Raw genomic sequence first — 19,626 nt, forward strand, 5'->3', positions numbered from 1 at the left:
ATCCTCAACCACGCAGATCATCAGGCAATGAAGCCAGCGCATCAAGTAGCCGCTCATAATGCTCATCCGTGTGTGCTGCGGAAAATGTGACTCGTAACCTGGCGCTGTCGGCTGGCACCGTGGGCGGCCTGATGGCGCTCACTTGCACACCCTGCTCGCGAAGATACTCACTTGCCTTGACCGCACGATCGGCCTCCCCAAGAACGATAGCCTGAACGGGCGTCTGCGAAGGCAGAATGTTCAGCCCCAGGTTCGCAACATCTTGCTGGAAACGCATGACCAGTGACTGCAAACGCTGTTGCCGCCAGGTCTCTGAACGCAGACAGGCAAGGGCCGCTATCGTTGCCGCCGCCAATGGCGGTGGCATGGCAGTAGTATAGATATGGGTCCGGGCAAACTGGGTCAGATAATCAATCAACACCTCATCACCTGCCACAAAGGCACCTGCAGTACCCAGTGATTTTCCCAGGGTGCCGACCAGAACAGGCACATCCGAGGCGCTTAAACCAAAATGGGACAAGGTGCCAGCACCGGTATCACCGAGACAGCCAATACCGTGCGCATCATCCACAATCAAAGTTGCCTGGTATTTGTCCGCCAACGCCACCTGCTCAGGAAGCGGCGCCAGATCACCATCCATACTGAACACGCCATCGGTGATGATCAGGGCACGACTATCGCAATGATGCCGAATGAGCATGGCTTCCAGATCTTTGGTATCACGGTGGGCAAACCTTCGGCTGTCACCACGACTTAACCATCCTCCATCAAGCAATGAAGCGTGATTGAGCGCATCCTGAAAAATCGGCGCGCCCGGGTTGGTCAACGCATTAATCACACCGACATTCGCCATGTAGCCGGTGCTGAACAGCATCGCCTTCTGTCGGCCACAAAAATCAGCTAACGCTTCTGCCAACTCATCATGAACACGACAGTGACCGGTAACCAGGTGCGAGGCCCCGCTACCGACGCCATATTGCTCAGCAGCAACCTGCATAGCCCGAATAACATCAGGATGACTGGCCAGCCCCAGGTAATCATTGCTACAGAAGTTAACCCGTTTCTGGCCATCACCAAAAAGACTATCCGGCTGGCAAGGGCCGCAGCGCTGCAGCACCTGCCGAAGCAAATTCTGCTCAGCACGATATTGCAGCTTCTGCTGCAGTTCTGCCTTCAGTCGCTGACTGGCCCGGCTACCCTGGCTCTCCTGGCCGGTCTGGCTGGCTGGTTCTACTAACGACATCGTTTACATTGCCGAGTAGAAAGCAGAAGTGCGCGGTTGAGGTTGACACTTTCGCGCTTCAGGCTGCATCCCCAGGCGTTTAAGCAACTGCAGGTCATGGCTTTCCTCAGGCAGTGGCGTAGTTAACAGCTTCTCGCCATAAAAAATTGAGTTGGCGCCTGCCATAAAGCACATCGCCTGCATCTCATCATTCATTTCTTGCCTGCCTGCGGAAAGCCGCACATACGAGGCAGGCATCATGATACGTGCAACAGCAATGGTACGAATAAAATCAAAGTTATCGATTTCCGGCGTGTCAGCCAATGGCGTACCTGCCACTCTGACCAGGTTATTGATCGGGACGCTATCCGGATGTGCGGGCATATTCGCCAATTGTTGCAGTAACCCTACCCGGTCTTCAGCGCTCTCACCCATGCCAACGATGCCACCACTACAGACTTTCATGCCAGCGTCCCTGACATAGGACAGAGTTTCATGGCGCTCTTCATAGGTTCGCGTGGTGATAATGTCCGCGTAATATTCCGGCGAGGTATCCAGGTTGTGGTTATAGTAATCCAGTCCAGCTTCGGCCAAGGCTTCCGCCTGTGTTTCTGACAGGCGACCCAATGTCATGCAGGTTTCCATTCCCAGGTCCCGGACCTGTCTTACCATTTCCAATACAGCCGGAAAGTCTTTCTCCGACGGGTGCTTCCAGGCAGCTCCCATACAAAAGCGGGTAGCACCGTTATCACGCGCCTGCTGAGCCTGCGTCACAACCTTCTGCACTTCCATCAGCTTCTCTTTTTCCAGCCCGGTATTGTAATGGCCACTTTGTGGGCAGTATTTACAATCTTCCGGGCAAGCACCGGTTTTGATGGATAGCAAGGTACTCATCTGGACCTGATTGGGGTCAAAATACTGCTGGTGCACTGTTTGTGCCTGAAACAACAAAGACATGAAGGGCATATCGAACAACGCCTGAATCTCTGCCCGATGCCAATCATGGCGAATAGCCGGCTTAGCCGCTTCCTCTGGTGCAGGTGCGCGTTGAACACCCTCCTCCGGGCTATGAATTTCACTTAGATTCCTTTGCGCTAATGACATAACAACTCCTGGTGGCAATAAACCCTGCTATAACAACTGAGGCGACATTCTAGGCAGGGCAAGCACATTGTCAACTTATAAAACAATAATAAGTTTACATAAGAGCATCAAAAAGGGATACCGCTCACTTACCCCTCTGGCCATCAGCGCCCTGCAATCTGCCTGCCAAATCTGCCACCTGCCACATTCAGCCTCTTCCGGTATTTGCCTAAACTGCATGGATGAACTGCCCTGGCAGCCACCTGGCTGCAGGATTTGCCAGGACCAAATCAGTGAATTTTCTAATGGACTTTGCCTTCGGTGTCGCCAGTCTCCACCAGACTTTTCATTATGTCGTGCCGCATTATCCTATCAAGACTCTATCCCCGGCTTGATCCACAAAGCCAAGGATAACGGCAATTTTCCTGCGCTTTACAGCCTGGCCAAAATACTCAGCGACACTTTCTGTGCACACTACAGTCATCACACACACTACCCGGAAGTGCTCCTGCCAGTGCCATTACACGTTAGACGCCTTGGGTTGCGAGGCTTCAATCAGTCCCTGGAACTTTGCAAGATACTTAGCAAACAGCTAGGCACTCCGATCCTGTCCGACTCCATCATTCGCCGTGCCAGTCTGGCCCCTCAAAAGGCATTGAACCGGCGTCAGCGACTTAAAAATGAAGGCATGATGTTTTCACTTAACGGGTCGTCCAGGTTGACATGTTTTAAGCACATCGCCATCATTGACGATGTTGTAACAACTGGCAGCACGGCCAGGGAGCTTGCCAGCATACTGAGGCGCCAGGCAAAGGTGCCGTTCATAGATGTCTGGGCTATCGCTCGCAGTAACAGCCCGGATTCGCAATAACTCCTCATCAACTCAACGACACCAGCCTATATGCAGCAAGCCAGCCTCTCTTTACTCGACACCGATTATCATCACCTCCTGCACCCATACACTGACATGATGTCACCGCAACCAGTGGAACTGGTCACCTCAGCCAGCGGGTGCCGACTGACTCTGGCAGACGGGCGGGAACTGATAGATGGTATGAGCTCATGGTGGGCCGCCATCCACGGTTACAACCATCCTAGATTGAACCAGGCACTGACCGATCAGACAAAATCCATGGCACACGTCATGTTTGGTGGCCTGACTCATGAACCGGCCATCAGGCTATGCCGCCAACTACTGGAATGTGTACCCGAGGGGTTGGAAAAAGTTTTCCTCTGCGATTCCGGCTCCGTATCAGTCGAAGTGTCAATCAAGATGGCCATACAGTACTGGTATAGCCAGGGATTGACTGAAAAGAAGAAATTTATTGCATTGCGCCGCGGTTACCATGGCGACACCTTTGGCGCCATGTCGCTGTGCGACCCGGTGACCGGCATGCATCACTTGTTCGCTGAAACCTTAACACCCCAGCTGTTTGCGCCTGCACCGACGGTTGCTTTCGACGCCCAGTGGGATCCGGGTGACATCGCCGAGTTGGCTCAAATGCTGGAGACTCACCAGCAAGAAGTGGCTGCCATTGTGCTAGAGCCAATTATACAGGGCGCTGGCGGCATGTTTTTTTATTCACCACAGTACCTTGGCGCGGTACGCGAGCTGTGTAACAAGCACAACGTTCTGCTAATCGCCGATGAAATCGCCACCGGGTTCGGCCGCAGCGGCAAGCTGTTTGCCTGTGAGCATGCCCACATCTCGCCAGACATTATGTGCATAGGCAAGGCTCTGACCGGGGGCTACATGACCATGGCCGCCACTCTGTGCACAGAGAAAATTGCCCAAACCATTTCTGCCAGCGGGCTGCCACTGATGCATGGCCCCACCTTTATGGCTAACCCGCTTGCCTGTGCGGTTGCCTCGGCCAGCCTGGAAGTTCTGTTCAGCAGCGACTGGCAAGCGAACGTCAGCCGCATTGAACATCAGCTAAATCTGGAGCTAACGCCTTGCCGTCAACTCCCTGCAGTAAAATCTGTGCGAGTACTCGGTGCTATTGGGGTGGTGGAGCTGGAGAGCGAGCCTGATGCCGCCTGTCTTCAGTCAAAGCTGACAGAGCAAGGCGTATGGATTCGGCCATTTGGCAAACTGGTATACATCATGCCGCCTTATATCATCAGCCCGCAGGAACTCAGCAAACTGACCAGTGCGATTTACAATGCCTGCCAGTGAGACAGGTCGCGCACAATGTTGGAGGGTTTAGCGACTAAAAATATGGCAGCTAATCTAAGTAGCCGTTCAGAGTGGCCGTTCAGAATTGGTACTTGATCGTACCGTAAGCCATTCGCTCAGGCTCGGTATTGATGGCAGCATCTGCGGCAGGCACCAGACGTTGCTGGTTATCGAAGCGGTTGCGCAAACCAAAAGAGAATGAAGCACTGCTTTGATCACCTGTTTTCAGCTCATAGCCATAACGCAGATCCAGCGTTGCAATTTGACCTACCAGCTCATTCAGCTGTTCCAGATTCAATGAATCGAGATTAAGCCGACCCTGTTGAAGATCGGACTGATTGGCGTAGCTGGTCACAGCTGTCGCAGAGTGATTACCAAACTGCCAGGTAAAGGTCAGGCTACTGCTCAGTGAAGGGATATTACCCATCAATGCTGCTTCTGAGGGGGTGCTACGATTACCGAAGCGCAACTCCTGACTGTCACCCACAAGATCGCTGACAGGTGAGTACAGGTAGGTCGTATTGGTGCTTAATACGAATTGTCCGAAGCGGGGAGACTCCCATACATAGGAAGCATTAACATCGAGACCTCGCGAATCGGCCGGATTGGCCAGCACATCTACCATAGATTCACCGGAAAGGGATCTATCCAGCGACAAGGCATCAACAACTTCTTTCAGTGCCGGAAATGCTTCCAGATTCAACCCTTCAGGGGACAAGCTATCCAGCGCCAGCTGACCGGAACCTGCTTCCTCAACAGAATGCCCCTGAAACCCTGTGACCCGCTCCTGTGCTAAAAGCGCAGGCGCATACAACGACACTGTCGCTGTAAAAATACTGGCCGTGATGAGTCGCAAGGCTGTCATTGGTGGCGGTGTCCGTACGTCAATTCTTTATTTGATCCGGCCTTTCAGTATACAGCTTTAATTTGCCCGTTCAAGCGGCTCAAAGTGATCCAAGTAACGTTTTAACCGATTGAGTTTGCCCCGGAAACTGATAATCAGGCCAAATCACTGACAAGGGCTCGAGCACAAACCGACGCTGGTGAGCCCGAGGATGGGGGAGAGTCAAAAATTCACTGTGACAACACTCATCTGCAAAGGCGAGAAGATCCAGGTCAAGGACACGCGGCTCATTGCGCAGCCCGGTGCGCTTGCGGCCTAGCCTGCTTTCAATTTCCAGCAGGGACGCCAGCAATCCAGATGGCTTGATATCAATTGAGCAGCACAGTAATGCAACCGCATTCATAAACACCGGGCTGCCCGGAGGACAATCCTCAGGCTCGGTGACCAGAAAAGGTGAAACCAGCGGGTTTAGCAATGAGAGCGGACGCATTTCCGCCACGGCTTGTCGCAACGTCTCCGCCGGCCCAGACTGTCCGGCCGGCAAGTTGGCGCCAAGCCCCACCAGCGCAATATTGGCGCCAACAGGGCAATCTGACAACCAGTTACTGGTGGTATTGGGCAGAGTACTCATGCACAGCATCAACAAAGGCAGTCACGTGATCCGGGTTTACCTCTGGCGTAATACCATGACCCAGATTGAAGACATGACCATTGCCGTGACCAAAAGAGGCCAGAATTCGCTTCACTTCTTCCTGGATACGGGCAGGAGAGGCATAAAGGATGGAAGGGTCCATATTGCCCTGTATCGCCACCCGGTCGCCAACCAGCTCACGGGCTCTGCCAATCTCCATGGTCCAGTCCAGACCCACACAATCACAGCCAATGTCAGCAATTTCTGGCAACCACAAGCCACCGTTTTTGGTGAATACGATGACCGGGACCTTCCTGCCATCCGCTTCACGGGTCAGACCTGAAACGATCTTTTTCATGTATTGCAGAGAAAATTGCTGGTAGGCAGGCGTAGAGAGAATACCGCCCCAGGTATCAAATATCTGCACAGCCTGGGCGCCTGCAGCGATTTGGGCATTGAGATATTTGGTGACTGCGTCTGCCAACTTGTCCAGCAGTGCATGCATCACTTCAGGCTGGTCATACATCAACGCTTTGGCATTACGGAAATCTTTACTGCCACTGCCTTCAATCATGTATGTTGCCAGTGTCCACGGACTACCGGTAAAGCCAATCAATGGCACGCTGCCATTCAGTTCGCGACGGATCAGCGACACAGCGTTCATGACATAGGCCAGATCGGAGGTGACATCCAGCTCGGGCAGAGCAGCAACATCGGCCTCGGAACGCACAGTTTTGCGAAACTTTGGCCCCTCACCTTGTTCAAAATACAAGCCCAGCCCCATAGCATCCGGAATAGTCAGGATATCCGAAAAGAGGATGGCGGCGTCCATGGCGTACCGGCGCAGAGGCTGCATGGTAACTTCGCAGGCCAACTCAGGTGACTGACAAAGACTCATGAAATCGCCAGCCTGCTGTCGAGTTGCCCGATATTCAGGCAGATATCGCCCGGCCTGGCGCATCATCCAGATCGGCGTAACATCCACAGCCTCTCCGCTTAGTGCTCGTAGGAATCGGTCATTCTTCAGTTCTGTCACGTCTGGCTCCTGGTCTTAAACTGGCTGACTGCCCGAAATCAACTCTGCAGATTTCGCGGCGGCATCTGTCATGTTCGCTAAAAGTAGTGGTGCGTATGATACACGCAATTCACTGACAAAGCCGCTCACCGGCCGCTAAAGTTTCCCGTAGCAACACCTCATCAACCTTGGCATCAACATAGGCATCGCCCAATTCACGCATCAGCACAAAACGAATGTGACCAGCCTGAACTTTCTTATCGACTGACATCAGGGAGAGAAATTGCTCCGCATCCATATCAGCCGGCGGCACAACCGGCAGGCCGGCTCGCTCTATCAGGTGCTTAGCCCGCTGGGCGTCAGCCTGTGAGATGTGGCCGATGCGCCAGGACAAATCAGCCGCCATGACCATACCTGTCGCGACCGCTTCACCGTGCAACCAAACGCCGTACCCCATAGCAGCCTCTATGGCATGACCGAAGGTATGCCCCAGATTAAGCAGCGCTCGCTGCCCTCCCTCACGCTCGTCTGCTGCCACGATACGTGCCTTCTCTTCACAGCAGATTTTGACGGCTTCAGCCAGTTTGTCGCTGTCACCGGCCATGAGACTGTCAATATGCGTCTCCAGCCACTCGAAAAAAGTAAAATTACCCAACAACCCATACTTGATCACCTCTGCCATACCAGCCTGCAACTCTCGCCCGGGCAAGGTTTTTAGTGCGGCAATATCGGCAATCACGCACTGAGGCTGGTAGAAAGCACCTATCATGTTTTTGCCAAGTGGGTGGTTAACTGCTGTTTTTCCACCTACCGATGAGTCCACCTGCGCCAGCAAAGTCGTCGGCACCTGGATGTAGTTCACGCCACGCTGGTAACAGGCGGCGGCAAAACCTGCCATATCACCGGTCACACCGCCACCCAAAGCGATCACAGTCGTACTGCGCTCATGCCGATTACCGATCAGCTTGTCAAAAATCAGGTTCAGCGTCTCCAGAGACTTGGTCTGCTCACCATCAGGAAGCACCAACGTGTCCACATCGATATCCGGCAGGGCTGCACACAAATTATCCAGATACAAAGGGGCAACCACTTCATTACTGACAACCAATACCTGCTGACCACCTATAAAGGGCTTAAGCAGATCCTTCTGGCCCAGCAGGTCAGAGCCAATAAAAATCGGATAACTTCGATCTCCCAGATCAACTTTTATATCTAGCATGGTGGTTCTGTTTCCCGTATTTAGTCGGACGTTCTGCCAGTACTACTGATCACTGACACTGCTTACTTTGCGAATGATTTCCTGCACAACAGAGCGTGGCCCCCGGCGATTGGTATCAATCACAAGGTGCGCGGTCTCAATATAGAGTGGTTCCCTCAACTTCATCAGTTCCCGAATCTTGGTGAGAGGGTCGGCAGTTTGCAACAATGGCCGGTTCTTGTCTTTGCTGGTTCGTTCAAACTGTTGATTGATACTGGCTTTCAGATATACCACGAAACCACGCTCATGCAGGCGTTGCCGGCTTTCGGGGGCCAATATGGCTCCACCACCGGTTGCCATGACAATCCCGTTCATCGCGGATAGCTGGTCAATCATTCTTATTTCTCGCTGGCGAAACCCGGCCTCCCCTTCAACATCAAAGATCCAGGGAATATCTGCTCCGGTAACGGCTTCAATCTCACGATCAGAATCATAAAAAGGTCGCTGCAATGTCGTACCCAGCATTCGGCCAATCGTGCTTTTACCGACCCCCATAGGGCCTACCAGAAATATATTGTCAGGCTTGCTCATGCCAGAATTGTGCTCAAAAAACTGCGAGCGGGCAATCTACCGTTGAATCGCGGTTAAATCAATGCGCAGGTATGATTACGGGCGTGATAAAAATCAATAGTTCAGAGCGCTGGGTAGAATGGCGGGTTTGCCGAAACAACCGGCCAACAGCTGGCAACTGGCTCAAAACGGGTACACCGGCCTCATTTTCACGTAATTGATCGCTGAATATTCCGCCAAGCACCAAGGTATCATGATTCTCCAGCCTGACCTGCGTTGCGATGGTATTGGTATTGATAGCCGGAACCGGGGAATTGCCGGCGGCCACTGCATCCTGCCTGACCTCCAGTTCCATATGTACCTGGCCATCGGGAGTAATTCGCGGCAACACCGAAAGTGACAGGACAGCATCCACAAACTGCGTGACCGACCCGCCAGCTGTACCACCGGCCTGTGATTGATATGGCACCCTGACACCAGACTGAATACTGGCCTGCTGATTCGCTCGTGTCATAATACTGGGGCGGGCCAGCAGCTCAACTTTTCCGGCCGCCTGCATGGCGGCCAGATCCAATTCCAACCGAAAACGGTCAGTCGCAAAGCCACCCTGAAGCTGGAGACTGTCACCTAACCCCAGACGCCAGTCACCTGAAGGCTGACTGCTCTTTGCGGTGGCTGTCGTAGCTGCAGTGGCAAGGTACCGTTGCCCGGTCGAGCCAGCGGAAGGTTGCGCTGCGCTATCATTCAACTCAAGTGCCTGCCAGTGCACACCCAACTGGCGCGCACTATCCAGTGATGCGCTGATAATCCTGGCTTCCACCAACACCTGACTGACAGGTACATCCAGCTCTGACAGTAACACATCAATCATAGCCAGCCTCTCTGGCTCATCAGTTATGACCATCGTATTACTTCGCTCATCCAGCTGCGCCCGGCCCCGCTCCGACAGCCAGCCTTCTCCACCTGAGGTCTCTTTTATCAGCGCCAGCAAGGACAGCGCGTCAGCATAATGCACGCGGTAATAACGGGTTGACAGTGATACCGGCCTTTCCGGCACTCCTGGCTCAGCCGCACTACTCACCTCATTGGCGTCACCTTCACTTTCCAGCGTCACCAGCAAGTCAGGGGCTGTAACTGAAATGCCAGTTTCTCCGCAGCTGAGTCGGGAATAGCTGAAAGCACCTGCTCCAGTTCATCCTCAAAAACCGCCATGCTGACCACCCGGCGCAGTTGGTGCTCGCTGATATTCAAATGCAGTTGCCAACCGAACTCTTCAGCAATGAAGGCCAGTAATGCACGTATTTCCACGTCCTCAACTTGCAGCGAAAAGCCCGGCTTGGCAAACAGCGGCTGCAAGACTTCATCCGGCCTGATGCCTGACTCTGGCACCGTATCTGCTGCCAATACGTCACTTGGGCCCAGGGTCACCAGAAGAAGCCCCAGCGCTAAGGAACAAATACTCAGCCAACCACCTGATTTATCAATGTGCATGATTTTGAAAACTCCCGCCCGGCTTTGCTGAACGCTGAAGGCGCCCATCCCTCAATAACAGACGGGTTTCACCATCACCTCCACCCACCTGCCCAACCACTGCTGCCGGAATATGCCCTATAAGGTGAGCCTGCAATGTTGCCTGACCGTCACCAGCCCACTTCTGCTGTTGTAATTGCACCCCTGGCAACATCGACAGGTCTGACAAAATACTGACCCAATTATTGGCATCAGCGTGAAACTCAAGTTGATACTTGCGCCTTAAGCCCTCGCCAGCCACCGGCTCAATTTTTAGTGATGTGACTTGATGGCGTTTAATCTGCCGGGAAAGGATTCTCATATCTGCAAAGCGCTCCCCCAGGCCCGGTACAGGCAAGGGTGAAGCGAGTGCTGGCATGACGGTTATGCCCAGCCAGCTGCCCTGCCCCAGCGCCGGCATGAGCTGTCCTGCAGCCTCCTGAAAATGCCCATGCTGCGCTTGCCACTCAACCTGAAATCGCTGCGTTTGCAAAATCATCAGCCCATAGCTTCCCGCGGCGGCACACAACAGGGAGACACAGCAAAGCGCCAGGGGCAAAGCCAGGAACGCCTTGGACGACAGGTGCCAAAGAGCGTCACCTCCCAGGAAACGGTTAAATAGCTCCCTGATCCACTGCCGGCGTCCTGATAACAACATTCATTACCTCTCCGTTGGTGTTGAATTCAGCCATTTGCCAAGAGAATTCATTGATTTTAGCGACTAAGCCGGAAAACGCCCGGTGATCACTGATCTGAAGGTGAATCTCAATTTGCCCCGGTGCCGCCAGCCAGCTTGTGATCTGCAGCCGCCGGTGAGCCAATCCATCGCGCAACCACGACAGCCAGACAGGATCATTTACCCGATTCAGACTGGCGTCATTCTCCCGTGTTTGTATCTGCCGTAGCAGGTTATCTTCGTTACTCTGTTCGGGTTGGATTTGCTGCCCCAACCCTTTAATGATGACAACCTTATTCTGCAACCTTTCTGTCTCTTCACCCCAGGCAGCTTCCTGCCTGGTCATCAAAACCCGGCAAACCAGCACAGCGAAAACCAGGCCGAGTATCGTTACAGTGAATACAATGACCAAGAACTGCTTTCTTCGGGCATGCAAACTTTCTCGCCAGGGTAATAGATTAATCGTCATTGGCTTTTCCCAGGGAACTAACCCAAGACAGCAGAAGTGGCCAGCAAGGCTTCCCCTGGAATACCGGACACCTCCTGTACCAGTCTAATATCAGTACCCGGAAGCATTGGCTGCAGCCAATGGCTCAACGCAGTTGCAACTGCCACCACACCTGCCAGCACAAGCGTTGCCGGTGAACGATTATGCGAAACAATGAGCCGCTGAAGACCCGCTTGAAATATCTCGACAGCCTCATGCTCAGGTCTGTTCGGCAGGGGTGACCTGATCGCTCCCAGCCACTGGCAGCACCCTGCTGAGATTGTGTAGATATGTGTGTCCCTGGCACCAATGTCTGCAAGCATGATGTCCCTCCAGACCAGATCAGAAAACAACCTGGGCAAAGTCTGCTCAGCCACTTCCAGTCGCGTGATGCTGAGGTGAGCATTGCGAAGCGGCATCAGACACTGGTCGACAGATGAGCGTTCGGCTGAATACAGAACGAAGTCGGTCCGGTTGTCTTTAGTCGCTGGCACATAGTCAAAATAACAGTCTGCAGGGGCTTCCCCCATCCAGGATTCGAGGTTCTGCTCTACCCAGGTATAGACATTAATTGCTGAAAATTCGGCAGGCACCGTGAATTCAAAACGTTTGACCAGACCTGGCCCCAGACAAAGAGAGGCCTTATTTTCCGGTCCAATCAAAGACAGCAAACACTTACTGACTGCAGGCAGGTCCGACTCTGAAACACCCACTTCACAATGAAAAGAACCGGACCCAGACTGCCGGAACGGCCTCCACCGACCCGGGGAACGCTTGCCGACCAAGCTGTACCCATCACCATCCAACTGAATACCTATCACTCACCTATCCCTTTATGCCTGACCTTCCTCAAGGGTTTAGCTTAAAACTGTCAACTTTGCCTGACAGAATTGTGAGACTGATACAGGCCACAACAAGCAATGAGATGGAATGCGGTATATACTTATTCGTCTGATACAGATGACTTATCAATACAAGCTCTGCGAGTGACATGAAAAAACTGTTTATCTGGATTACCTGGTTTGGCGTATTCTGCCTGAGCGGCGTCTTTATGGTAGCCTCTGCTGCCTATCTTTACCTGTCACCCCAGCTGCCTTCCCTCGACTCCTATCGCAATGTACAGCTGGAAACACCGCTGCGAATTCTGACGGCTGACGGCAAACTGATTGAAGAGATCGGTGTCAGACGGGACCCCGTTCGCTATGAGGACATCCCGCCTCTGATGATCAACACACTGATTGCCAGCGAAGATGCCCGTTTTTATTCCCATCCTGGCGTTGATTTTCGCAGTCTTGTGCGTGGCTTTTACGGTTTCATCCGTGGTGTGAACCTCGGTGGCGGCAGCACCATCACCATGCAGCTTGCCAACAATATTTCCTTTGACAGCGACAATGTCTACGCCAGGAAACTCAAAGAGATTCCTTTTGCGTTACGCCTGCAACAGGAACTGAGCAAGGAAGAAATTCTCGAACTCTATCTCAACCTGGTTTATTTCGGTCAGGGCGCGGATGGCATCAGTGCAGCGGCCTCTGTGTATTACGATAAGTCGCTGCAAGAAATGACGCTGGGAGAAATGGCAACCCTGGTATCCGTCCTGCCCTGCCCGTCCATCTGTAATCCTGTCACAGATGCTGAGCGCGCCAAAACAAGGCGTGATGTCGTTATCAACAAAATGCTCGACCAAGGCATGATTGATCGCAGTCAGCGCGATAACGCACTGTCTGAACCCATCGTTGCGCAACGTCACTACCGCAACATTGAAGTCCCTGCACCTTATGTTGCAGAGATGGTGAGACAGGAACTGTTCCAGCAATATGGTGACGACATTTACCGGCTGGGCATCGAGGTCACAACCAGCGTACAGAGCGAACTCCAACTTGCAGCCAACCAGGCTTTGGTAGACGGCCTGGAGAATTACTATGATCGCCGCCACGGCTACCGTGGCCCTGAAACCAATATTCCAGCAACTGGCAGTTCGCCGGAAGAACGCTGGCAGGAAGAATTAAATGTCGTCCCGGTTTTAGGTAATCAGCACCCCGCCTTTGTCACAGCTGTCCATGAGCGCAGCATTGACGTACTGATGAAAAACGGTGAAACCATCAGCATCAACTGGGAAGGCCTGTCCTGGGCCAGACCCTTTATTTCCCGCAACAACGCCTGGCCACCACCCGAAGTCGCCAGCGATGTCGCTACCGTCGGTGACCTTGTACGGGTACGCGAGGGTAATAATGGCAACTGGGAACTCGGTCAGCTTCCCGAGATCGAAGGTGCCATCGTTTCAGTATCTCCAGACAACGGAGACATTCTTGCACTGGTTGGTGGCTATGACTTCAATCACAGCCAGGTCAACCGTGCATTAGCCGCCCGCCCGCCTGGCTCCGGGTTTAAAGCATTTCTGTACGGTGCAGCACTTGAAAATGGTTACACGCCGGCAACACTGATAAACGACGCGCCATTCGCAAGAGGCGACTATCGCCCACAAAATTACGAGCGCAACTTTGTAGGACCATTGACCCTTCGCAACGCAATCAAAGATTCCCGTAACGTTCCTGCGGTGCGGTTATTTGATCAATTAGGCTCACAAAAGGTCCTGAGTTTTGCCGGCCGATTTGGCTTTGATGTTGACCGCTTCCCGCGCAGTGACCTGACCGTAGCGCTGGGCAGCCAGGATGTTCAGCCTCTGCAAATGGCAACTGCCTACGGCATGATCGCCAACGGCGCACACAAACTGGAGTCGACATTAATCAAACGAATAGAGACTTTCGACGGCGTGATCTTTGAGGCTAACCCGCCTCGCGCCTGCGAACTGTGTACCGGATGGAAAGATGTCGATAGCGAGAGTCTCAGTCAGGGTCGGCAGTCAACAACAGATGGCGAAGGCTTACCTGCGCCGCAGGTCAGTAATGCCGAAACTGCAGCCGAAAGCGGCAATACCGCCCAGGCCAACGACATTATCATAGGCGAACAGGTCACCGATGAACGCGTGACCTATGTACTGAGCACCATGCTTCGCACAGTCGTGGAAGAAGGCAGTGGCCGACCGGTTAACCGTGCCTTCGACCGTACCGACCTGATGGGCAAAACCGGCACCACAAATGGCCCGGCAGAAGTCTGGTTCACAGGCTTCAACCGTGATATTGCCACCAGTGTGTTTGTTGGCTTTGATCAACCCGAATCGCTGGGTGAATCCGAACAGGGTGCAACGGTTGCCGTACCGATCTGGATCGACTACATGAAAGAGGCTTTGGCTGGCCGGCCCGAGCACGGCGTTGCCAGACCGCCCGGACTGGTTGACCGACTGATCGATGAGGATAGCGGCCAGCTTGCCCGACCCGATCAAAGCAATACAATGTTCGAGATTTTCCTGACTGAAACGGCACCCGGGAGCAATCAACGCAACACCATAAGCCCCAGTCGGAATGACCGGCAGGAAACAAACAGCAATGAATCCCTGTCGACAGAGATTATTTTCTAGGTCGGTTGGGCAGGACATCCTAGTTCAGATGGCAGGCGACCACAGCACCTCGGGACGGTCAGGACATCATTTCATGTATGAAGGTGTGTTGGTAATTGCGAGACAAAAAAAATCCGGTCAAGGTCGTCCTTGCCGGATTTTTCGTTGCATTCTGGTGTCAGCAATCAGCTCACCAGCAATGCTCGCTATCAGTAACAGCGGCCAGTTAGACCTTACGGTTACCGAAGCGCTTGTTAAAGCGATCAATACGACCTGCACTGTCAACGATCTTCTGCTTACCAGTGTAGAACGGGTGGCATGCAGAACAAACGTCCAGCAGAATGTCACCGCCCATGGTAGAGCGTGTTTCAATTACATTGCCACAGCTGCATGTCGCTTTTAAAGCTTCATATGTTGGATGGATGTCGGCCTTCATGGTATTACCTCATAAATGTGCGGCATCGCCACAAAGCCGATACTGAAGATTCGACTCTGCACCATACCTGCTGCATGGCCTGTAATAGCTCACTTTGTTATCTCAAAGTGGCCTTGACAGCACCAAGACTATGGAAAAAGGGGCGCTATTTTAACAGAGAATCGCGATTGTGCAAGCCTGTTACGCCCACAGACTGCTTAAATCAGGGCTTAGCCTGCAAATTGGATCGAATCTTGTCGTGATTCCTGACCGTTTCACGCATGATCTGCGCCAGGATATCAGCCACCAGTTCAGGGTTCACATCATGCTGGCCGCATAACTCACGTATGTCAGCAATTTTTTCGGCCTCTCGCTGGGGGTCAAATGAGTCCAGACCAACCCTCGCCTTGATCTCGCCGACACGGCGGGTCAACGCAAAGCGATTGGCCAGCATCAGCACCAGCCCGTGGTCCAGGCGGTCAATTTGTTGCCTCAGCGACAACAACTCTGCACGCCACTCTTCAGGTGACCAACGAACTGAACGATCGTCCGCTGCTACCGGCTTATTCCCTTGCGCCATTCCCTGGTCATTTTCCATGCCCGGTTGATCTCCAGACGATGTATTCGAATTTGATTGATCTGCCATTCTTACCCCGCCACTTGCATTTCTGCTGTCTGATGCAGCTTCAATGAGGCAGTATAATGCAAGCCGCTCCGCGCTAAAACCAGTTATACTGTTCATGCTGTTTTGTGCGCGCCCGCACCCATTCGAAAATCCCGGAAGTTTCATGCCAGCCAGGACACCGCAACAATCCCATCCCGCTTCAGGCATAGCCCGGGTTGCAGTCCCCTCACCACTGCGCAGACTGTTCGATTACCTGATACCCGCGAACACACACGTACAGCCTGGTATCAGGGTGCGGGTTCCGTTTGGCTCGCGTGAGCTCACCGGTATCATCGTCGCAATCGTTGACCAGTCTGACATTGAAACATCTCAACTGCGTCCCATCACTGAAGTACTGGACCACGACGAGTTGATTCCGTCTCATCTGCTCGACCTATGGCTTTGGGCAGCTAATTACTACCAGCACCCGGTTGGTGACGCCCTGCACAGTCTGTTGCCTGCCGGGCTGCGAAAAAAATCCGCAGCCAGCATCCGCAGTCATCACAGCGATCCGTCACAGCCGGAGATAACACCAACCGACACGGATATCCCCACACCTAACAGTCAGCAGAATGAAGCCATTCGGGCAGTCAATGACAGCAGCGGACAATTCAACAGTTTTCTGCTGGACGGAGTGACAGGCAGTGGCAAGACCGAAGTATATCTGCAGTGTATTGACCACATCCTGAAACAGGACAAACAGGCTGTCATGCTGGTGCCGGAAATCAGCCTGACTCCCCAGACCATTGAACGATTCAGGCAGCGCTTTAGTGCCGCCATCGCCATCCTGCATTCTGGACTGACCCCGCGCCAGCGACTCAACGCTTGGCTGGAAGCTGCCAGCGGTGTCGCACGCATTATTATCGGCACCCGCTCGGCCCTTTTTACACCGATGGCACAGCCCGGCCTGATTATCATTGATGAAGAACATGATGCTTCATTCAAACAGCAAGACGGCTTTCGCTACTCAGCACGCGACCTGGCTGTGCTCAGGGCGCGACATGAATCCATACCGGTCATCCTTGGTTCGGCCACCCCCAGCCTGGAATCGCTCTACAACGCCAACACCGGGCGTTACCGGCACATCCAACTGACCCAGCGCGCCGGTACAGCCAGCATGCCAACCTTTCAACTGGTAGACACGCGCAGACAACTCAGCGAGGCCGGCCTGAGTAGCGATTTGCTGCTGGCAACGGCCAGACACCTGAAACAGGGCGGCCAGGTACTGATCTTTATTAACCGTCGCGGATTTGCACCGGTTCTGCACTGTGAAGACTGTGGCTGGACATCGGAATGTCCATCCTGCGACGCACGCCTGACGGTTCACCGTAAACCCCCACACCTGTGCTGCCACCATTGCGAAACCCGCCAGCCCGTCCCCGACCACTGTCCTGACTGCCAGGGTAAATCTCTGGGAACTGGCGGCACCGGCACAGAACAGTGTGAGTCCGCACTTGCCACTGCATTTCCGGATACGCCCGTACTGCGCCTTGACCGGGATGCCACCCGACGTAAAGGAGAGCTGGAGCGTATCCTCAAGCAGATCAATAATGGTGAGCCCTGTATTCTGGTTGGCACGCAAATGATCGCCAAAGGCCATCACCTGCCCGGGGTCACCCTGGTGGGCGTACTTGATGCCGACAACGGCCTGTTCAGTGCTGATTTTCGCGGTCAGGAGTTCATGGCACAAATGCTTATTCAGGTGGCAGGCCGGGCCGGGCGCGCCAGCCAGCCGGGCGAGGTATTGATACAAACGTCCAACCCTGAGCACCAGAGCCTGCAAACGCTGGTCCACGACGGCTATCATGCCCTGGCCAGGACGCTGTTAAACGAAAGAGAGGCGGCAGCCATGCCGCCCTATGGCTATCTTGTCATCATCCGTGCCGAAGCTGTCAGCATGGCAGCACCGCAGCGTTATCTGACTCTCGCCAGACAGGTCATCAACAGCCAGATACATTCACAACAGCTTAATGACATTGAAGTTCACGGCCCCCTTCCCGCGCCAATGGAAAGGCGGGCCAACCGATATCGACAACATCTGATTCTTAAAAGCTCATCGCGGTCTGTTTTACAGTCGCTGCTGACGCCCGTCTGCCAGATCCTCGAAGGACGCAGCGAAAGCCGTCGGGTTCGATGGTCAGTTGATGTCGACCCGCTGGACATGCTGTAGACTTCGAATTGAAAAGGGTAATTGACCGCCTCATCAGGGGACAGGGATAATAGCGAACATGGATCAGGATTTTGCAAAACGCCGCAGCCGCACACCACTGGCTGAGAGTAACCCGCCACCGAAGTCTTCGGGGCTCGTCATATTAATGATCGGCGTCTTCACAGGTATTGTGGTTGGCCTATTTATAGCAATGCTCGTGTATATGAGTGGTCAGCTACCGCCCCCTCCCGGACAAAACTGGGCCAGCGACAACCAGCAACCCGGAAACTCCACCCAACCGAGCCAAACTGCCACCAGTGAGAGCGATGAACTGACTGACGAGTTACAGCGTGAAGCAGCTCGATTACAGCTTGAGTTCTACCGGGAGCTACCTGACTATGAGGTCGTTGTCGACGTCACCCCGGTCGAAGGTGCCCGACCCCGCGACCAACAAGCAGAACAGTCAGCAGAGCCAGGCAGCGCAGAAGTTGAGACCGAAACCGCTTCCTCGCAGCAGGAAACCGTCGCTACCGTAACGGCGACAGCCAGGAATGTACCCGCCTCCCTTAGCAGCGGCAGCTATATGCTGCAAGCTGGTGCGTTTCGCCAGCAGAACACGGCAACGGCCCAGTTAAACCGTCTGCTCAACCTGGGATTAAGCGCACAAATCCGGCAGGAAAGCATGCCGGGGCGAACCCTGTTTCTTGTTCAGGCCGGGCCTTATGCCTCACGCGACGACATGCTAAGAGCAGAGCAAATCCTGCGCAGCAACAGCATCGATACCATGCGAATCACACTGTCACCTCCCAGCAGCGAATAACCGCTGCTGGCGATCACCTTGAGAGCAAACAAACGCCCCCCTTTTAACAACGCATTGCCAAGCCTTGAATCTCCCAGGAATGCCCCAACCTAGGTATTCAATCCCCAAAGTAATTCGCGTTTAGCAAGGAGAAAGGGTTTGGAGCAATACCGCGGAACGACCATCGTATCGGTTCGCCGGGGCAACACAGTTGTTGTCGGCGGCGACGGGCAGGTATCTCAGGGCAACACTGTCATGAAAGGCAATGCCCGAAAAGTGCGACGACTATACAAAGACCAGGTACTGGCCGGTTTTGCCGGCGGCACAGCGGATGCTTTTACACTGTTTGAGCGTTTTGAAGAGCAGTTGGAAAAGCACCACGGCAAACTGGTCAAAGCGGCTGTCAGCCTGGCAAAACTATGGCGCACGGAACGTTCATTACGCCGCCTGGAAGCACTGCTGATCGTCGCTGACAAGGATGCCTCGCTGATCATCACCGGTAATGGTGATGTGATCGAGCCGGAAGACGGCTTGATGGCCATTGGCTCCGGCGGCTCCTTTGCACTTTCTGCTGCCCGGGCGCTCTACCACAACACAGACATGCCCGCCCGGGATGTTGTCGAAAAAAGCCTGGGTATTGCCGCCGACATTTGTGTGTACACCAACCACGAACACACCGTCGAACAACTGGACTATTGATGACTACCGCCAGCCTGAGACAGCTGGCTCAA

The 19,626-nt window shown here is 53.7% G+C and carries 19 protein-coding genes and 1 pseudogene; 6 read left to right on the forward strand and 14 right to left on the reverse strand.

What is annotated here, in order from left to right; translation table 11 throughout:
• Positions 1 to 4: 4 nt before the first annotated feature.
• Complete coding sequence (gene bioF, locus PSCS_RS06060; protein WP_068811006.1) at positions 5 to 1,177, reverse strand: 8-amino-7-oxononanoate synthase; 1,173 nt, start codon at positions 1,175 to 1,177, stop codon at positions 5 to 7.
• 114 nt (positions 1,178 to 1,291) lie between these two features.
• A pseudogene (bioB, locus tag PSCS_RS06065) lies at positions 1,292 to 2,233 on the reverse strand (biotin synthase BioB); the annotation flags it as partial.
• 463 nt (positions 2,234 to 2,696) lie between these two features.
• Here bioB and PSCS_RS06070 point away from each other — a divergent pair.
• On the forward strand, positions 2,697 to 3,176 hold the full coding sequence (locus PSCS_RS06070; protein WP_157885638.1) for a ComF family protein: 480 nt from the start codon (positions 2,697 to 2,699) through the stop codon (positions 3,174 to 3,176).
• 30 nt (positions 3,177 to 3,206) lie between these two features.
• The gene (bioA, locus tag PSCS_RS06075) at positions 3,207 to 4,484 is read left to right on the forward strand and encodes an adenosylmethionine--8-amino-7-oxononanoate transaminase (RefSeq protein ID WP_068810890.1); all 1,278 of its coding nucleotides are present in this window, start codon (positions 3,207 to 3,209) and stop codon (positions 4,482 to 4,484) included.
• Between the two features lie 79 nt (positions 4,485 to 4,563).
• On the opposite strand, the gene PSCS_RS06080 is transcribed toward bioA, so the two are convergent.
• The 10 genes from PSCS_RS06080 to PSCS_RS06125 form a co-directional block, all read right to left on the reverse strand.
• Positions 4,564 to 5,349: a TonB-dependent receptor gene (locus PSCS_RS06080; RefSeq protein ID WP_068810891.1), complete on the reverse strand. Its 786-nt coding sequence runs from the start codon at positions 5,347 to 5,349 to the stop codon at positions 4,564 to 4,566.
• Positions 5,350 to 5,428: 79 nt separating this feature from the next.
• Entirely contained in the window at positions 5,429 to 5,959 is a 531-nt protein-coding gene (gene folK, locus PSCS_RS06085) for a 2-amino-4-hydroxy-6-hydroxymethyldihydropteridine diphosphokinase (RefSeq protein ID WP_157885639.1), read from the reverse strand.
• Positions 5,931 to 6,995: a uroporphyrinogen decarboxylase gene (hemE, locus tag PSCS_RS06090; protein WP_068810892.1), complete on the reverse strand. Its 1,065-nt coding sequence runs from the start codon at positions 6,993 to 6,995 to the stop codon at positions 5,931 to 5,933. The genes folK and hemE overlap by 29 nt, the downstream gene beginning before the upstream one ends.
• Before the next feature lie 109 nt (positions 6,996 to 7,104).
• A complete protein-coding gene (aroB, locus tag PSCS_RS06095) occupies positions 7,105 to 8,193 on the reverse strand; it encodes a 3-dehydroquinate synthase (protein WP_068810893.1) in 1,089 nt (362 codons plus the stop codon).
• Positions 8,194 to 8,235: 42 nt separating this feature from the next.
• Positions 8,236 to 8,763, reverse strand: a complete 528-nt coding sequence (aroK, locus tag PSCS_RS06100) for a shikimate kinase AroK (protein ID WP_068810894.1) — start codon at positions 8,761 to 8,763, stop codon at positions 8,236 to 8,238.
• A 58-nt stretch (positions 8,764 to 8,821) separates the two neighbouring features.
• Positions 8,822 to 9,856, reverse strand: coding sequence for a secretin N-terminal domain-containing protein (locus tag PSCS_RS06105; RefSeq protein ID WP_157885640.1), 1,035 nt, complete (start codon positions 9,854 to 9,856; stop codon positions 8,822 to 8,824).
• Complete coding sequence (locus PSCS_RS06110; protein WP_068810896.1) at positions 9,853 to 10,233, reverse strand: hypothetical protein; 381 nt, start codon at positions 10,231 to 10,233, stop codon at positions 9,853 to 9,855. The genes PSCS_RS06105 and PSCS_RS06110 overlap by 4 nt, the downstream gene beginning before the upstream one ends.
• Entirely contained in the window at positions 10,223 to 10,909 is a 687-nt protein-coding gene (locus PSCS_RS06115) for a hypothetical protein (RefSeq protein ID WP_157885641.1), read from the reverse strand. The genes PSCS_RS06110 and PSCS_RS06115 overlap by 11 nt, the downstream gene beginning before the upstream one ends.
• Complete coding sequence (locus PSCS_RS06120) at positions 10,866 to 11,396, reverse strand: hypothetical protein (RefSeq protein ID WP_068810898.1); 531 nt, start codon at positions 11,394 to 11,396, stop codon at positions 10,866 to 10,868. Before PSCS_RS06120 ends, PSCS_RS06115 begins: the two co-directional genes overlap by 44 nt.
• A 17-nt stretch (positions 11,397 to 11,413) precedes the next feature.
• Entirely contained in the window at positions 11,414 to 12,235 is an 822-nt protein-coding gene (locus PSCS_RS06125; RefSeq protein ID WP_068810899.1) for a hypothetical protein, read from the reverse strand.
• 170 nt (positions 12,236 to 12,405) lie between these two features.
• Here PSCS_RS06125 and PSCS_RS06130 point away from each other — a divergent pair, with 170 nt between their 5' ends.
• Entirely contained in the window at positions 12,406 to 14,889 is a 2,484-nt protein-coding gene (locus PSCS_RS06130; RefSeq protein ID WP_068810900.1) for a penicillin-binding protein 1A, read from the forward strand.
• A gap of 205 nt (positions 14,890 to 15,094) precedes the next feature.
• Here the strand turns inward: PSCS_RS06130 and rpmE are convergent, their stop codons facing one another.
• Together rpmE and PSCS_RS15530 are read right to left on the reverse strand one after the other, a co-directional pair.
• On the reverse strand, positions 15,095 to 15,304 hold the full coding sequence (gene rpmE, locus PSCS_RS06135; RefSeq protein ID WP_068810901.1) for a 50S ribosomal protein L31: 210 nt from the start codon (positions 15,302 to 15,304) through the stop codon (positions 15,095 to 15,097).
• 202 nt (positions 15,305 to 15,506) lie between these two features.
• A complete protein-coding gene (locus PSCS_RS15530; RefSeq protein WP_157885642.1) occupies positions 15,507 to 15,929 on the reverse strand; it encodes a chorismate mutase in 423 nt (140 codons plus the stop codon).
• Positions 15,930 to 16,071: 142 nt separating this feature from the next.
• On the opposite strand from PSCS_RS15530, the gene PSCS_RS06145 reads away from it, so the two are divergent.
• From PSCS_RS06145 to hslV, 3 genes are all read left to right on the forward strand, one after another.
• Positions 16,072 to 18,117: a primosomal protein N' gene (locus PSCS_RS06145; RefSeq protein ID WP_068810902.1), complete on the forward strand. Its 2,046-nt coding sequence runs from the start codon at positions 16,072 to 16,074 to the stop codon at positions 18,115 to 18,117.
• Positions 18,118 to 18,175: 58 nt separating this feature from the next.
• Entirely contained in the window at positions 18,176 to 18,916 is a 741-nt protein-coding gene (locus tag PSCS_RS06150; protein WP_068810903.1) for an SPOR domain-containing protein, read from the forward strand.
• 138 nt (positions 18,917 to 19,054) lie between these two features.
• A complete protein-coding gene (gene hslV, locus PSCS_RS06155) occupies positions 19,055 to 19,594 on the forward strand; it encodes an ATP-dependent protease subunit HslV (RefSeq protein WP_068810904.1) in 540 nt (179 codons plus the stop codon).
• Positions 19,595 to 19,626: the final 32 nt, after the last annotated feature.

It is taken from the genome of Pseudohongiella nitratireducens (assembly GCF_001642735.1).
Lineage (GTDB): Bacteria > Pseudomonadota > Gammaproteobacteria > Pseudomonadales > Pseudohongiellaceae > Pseudohongiella > Pseudohongiella nitratireducens.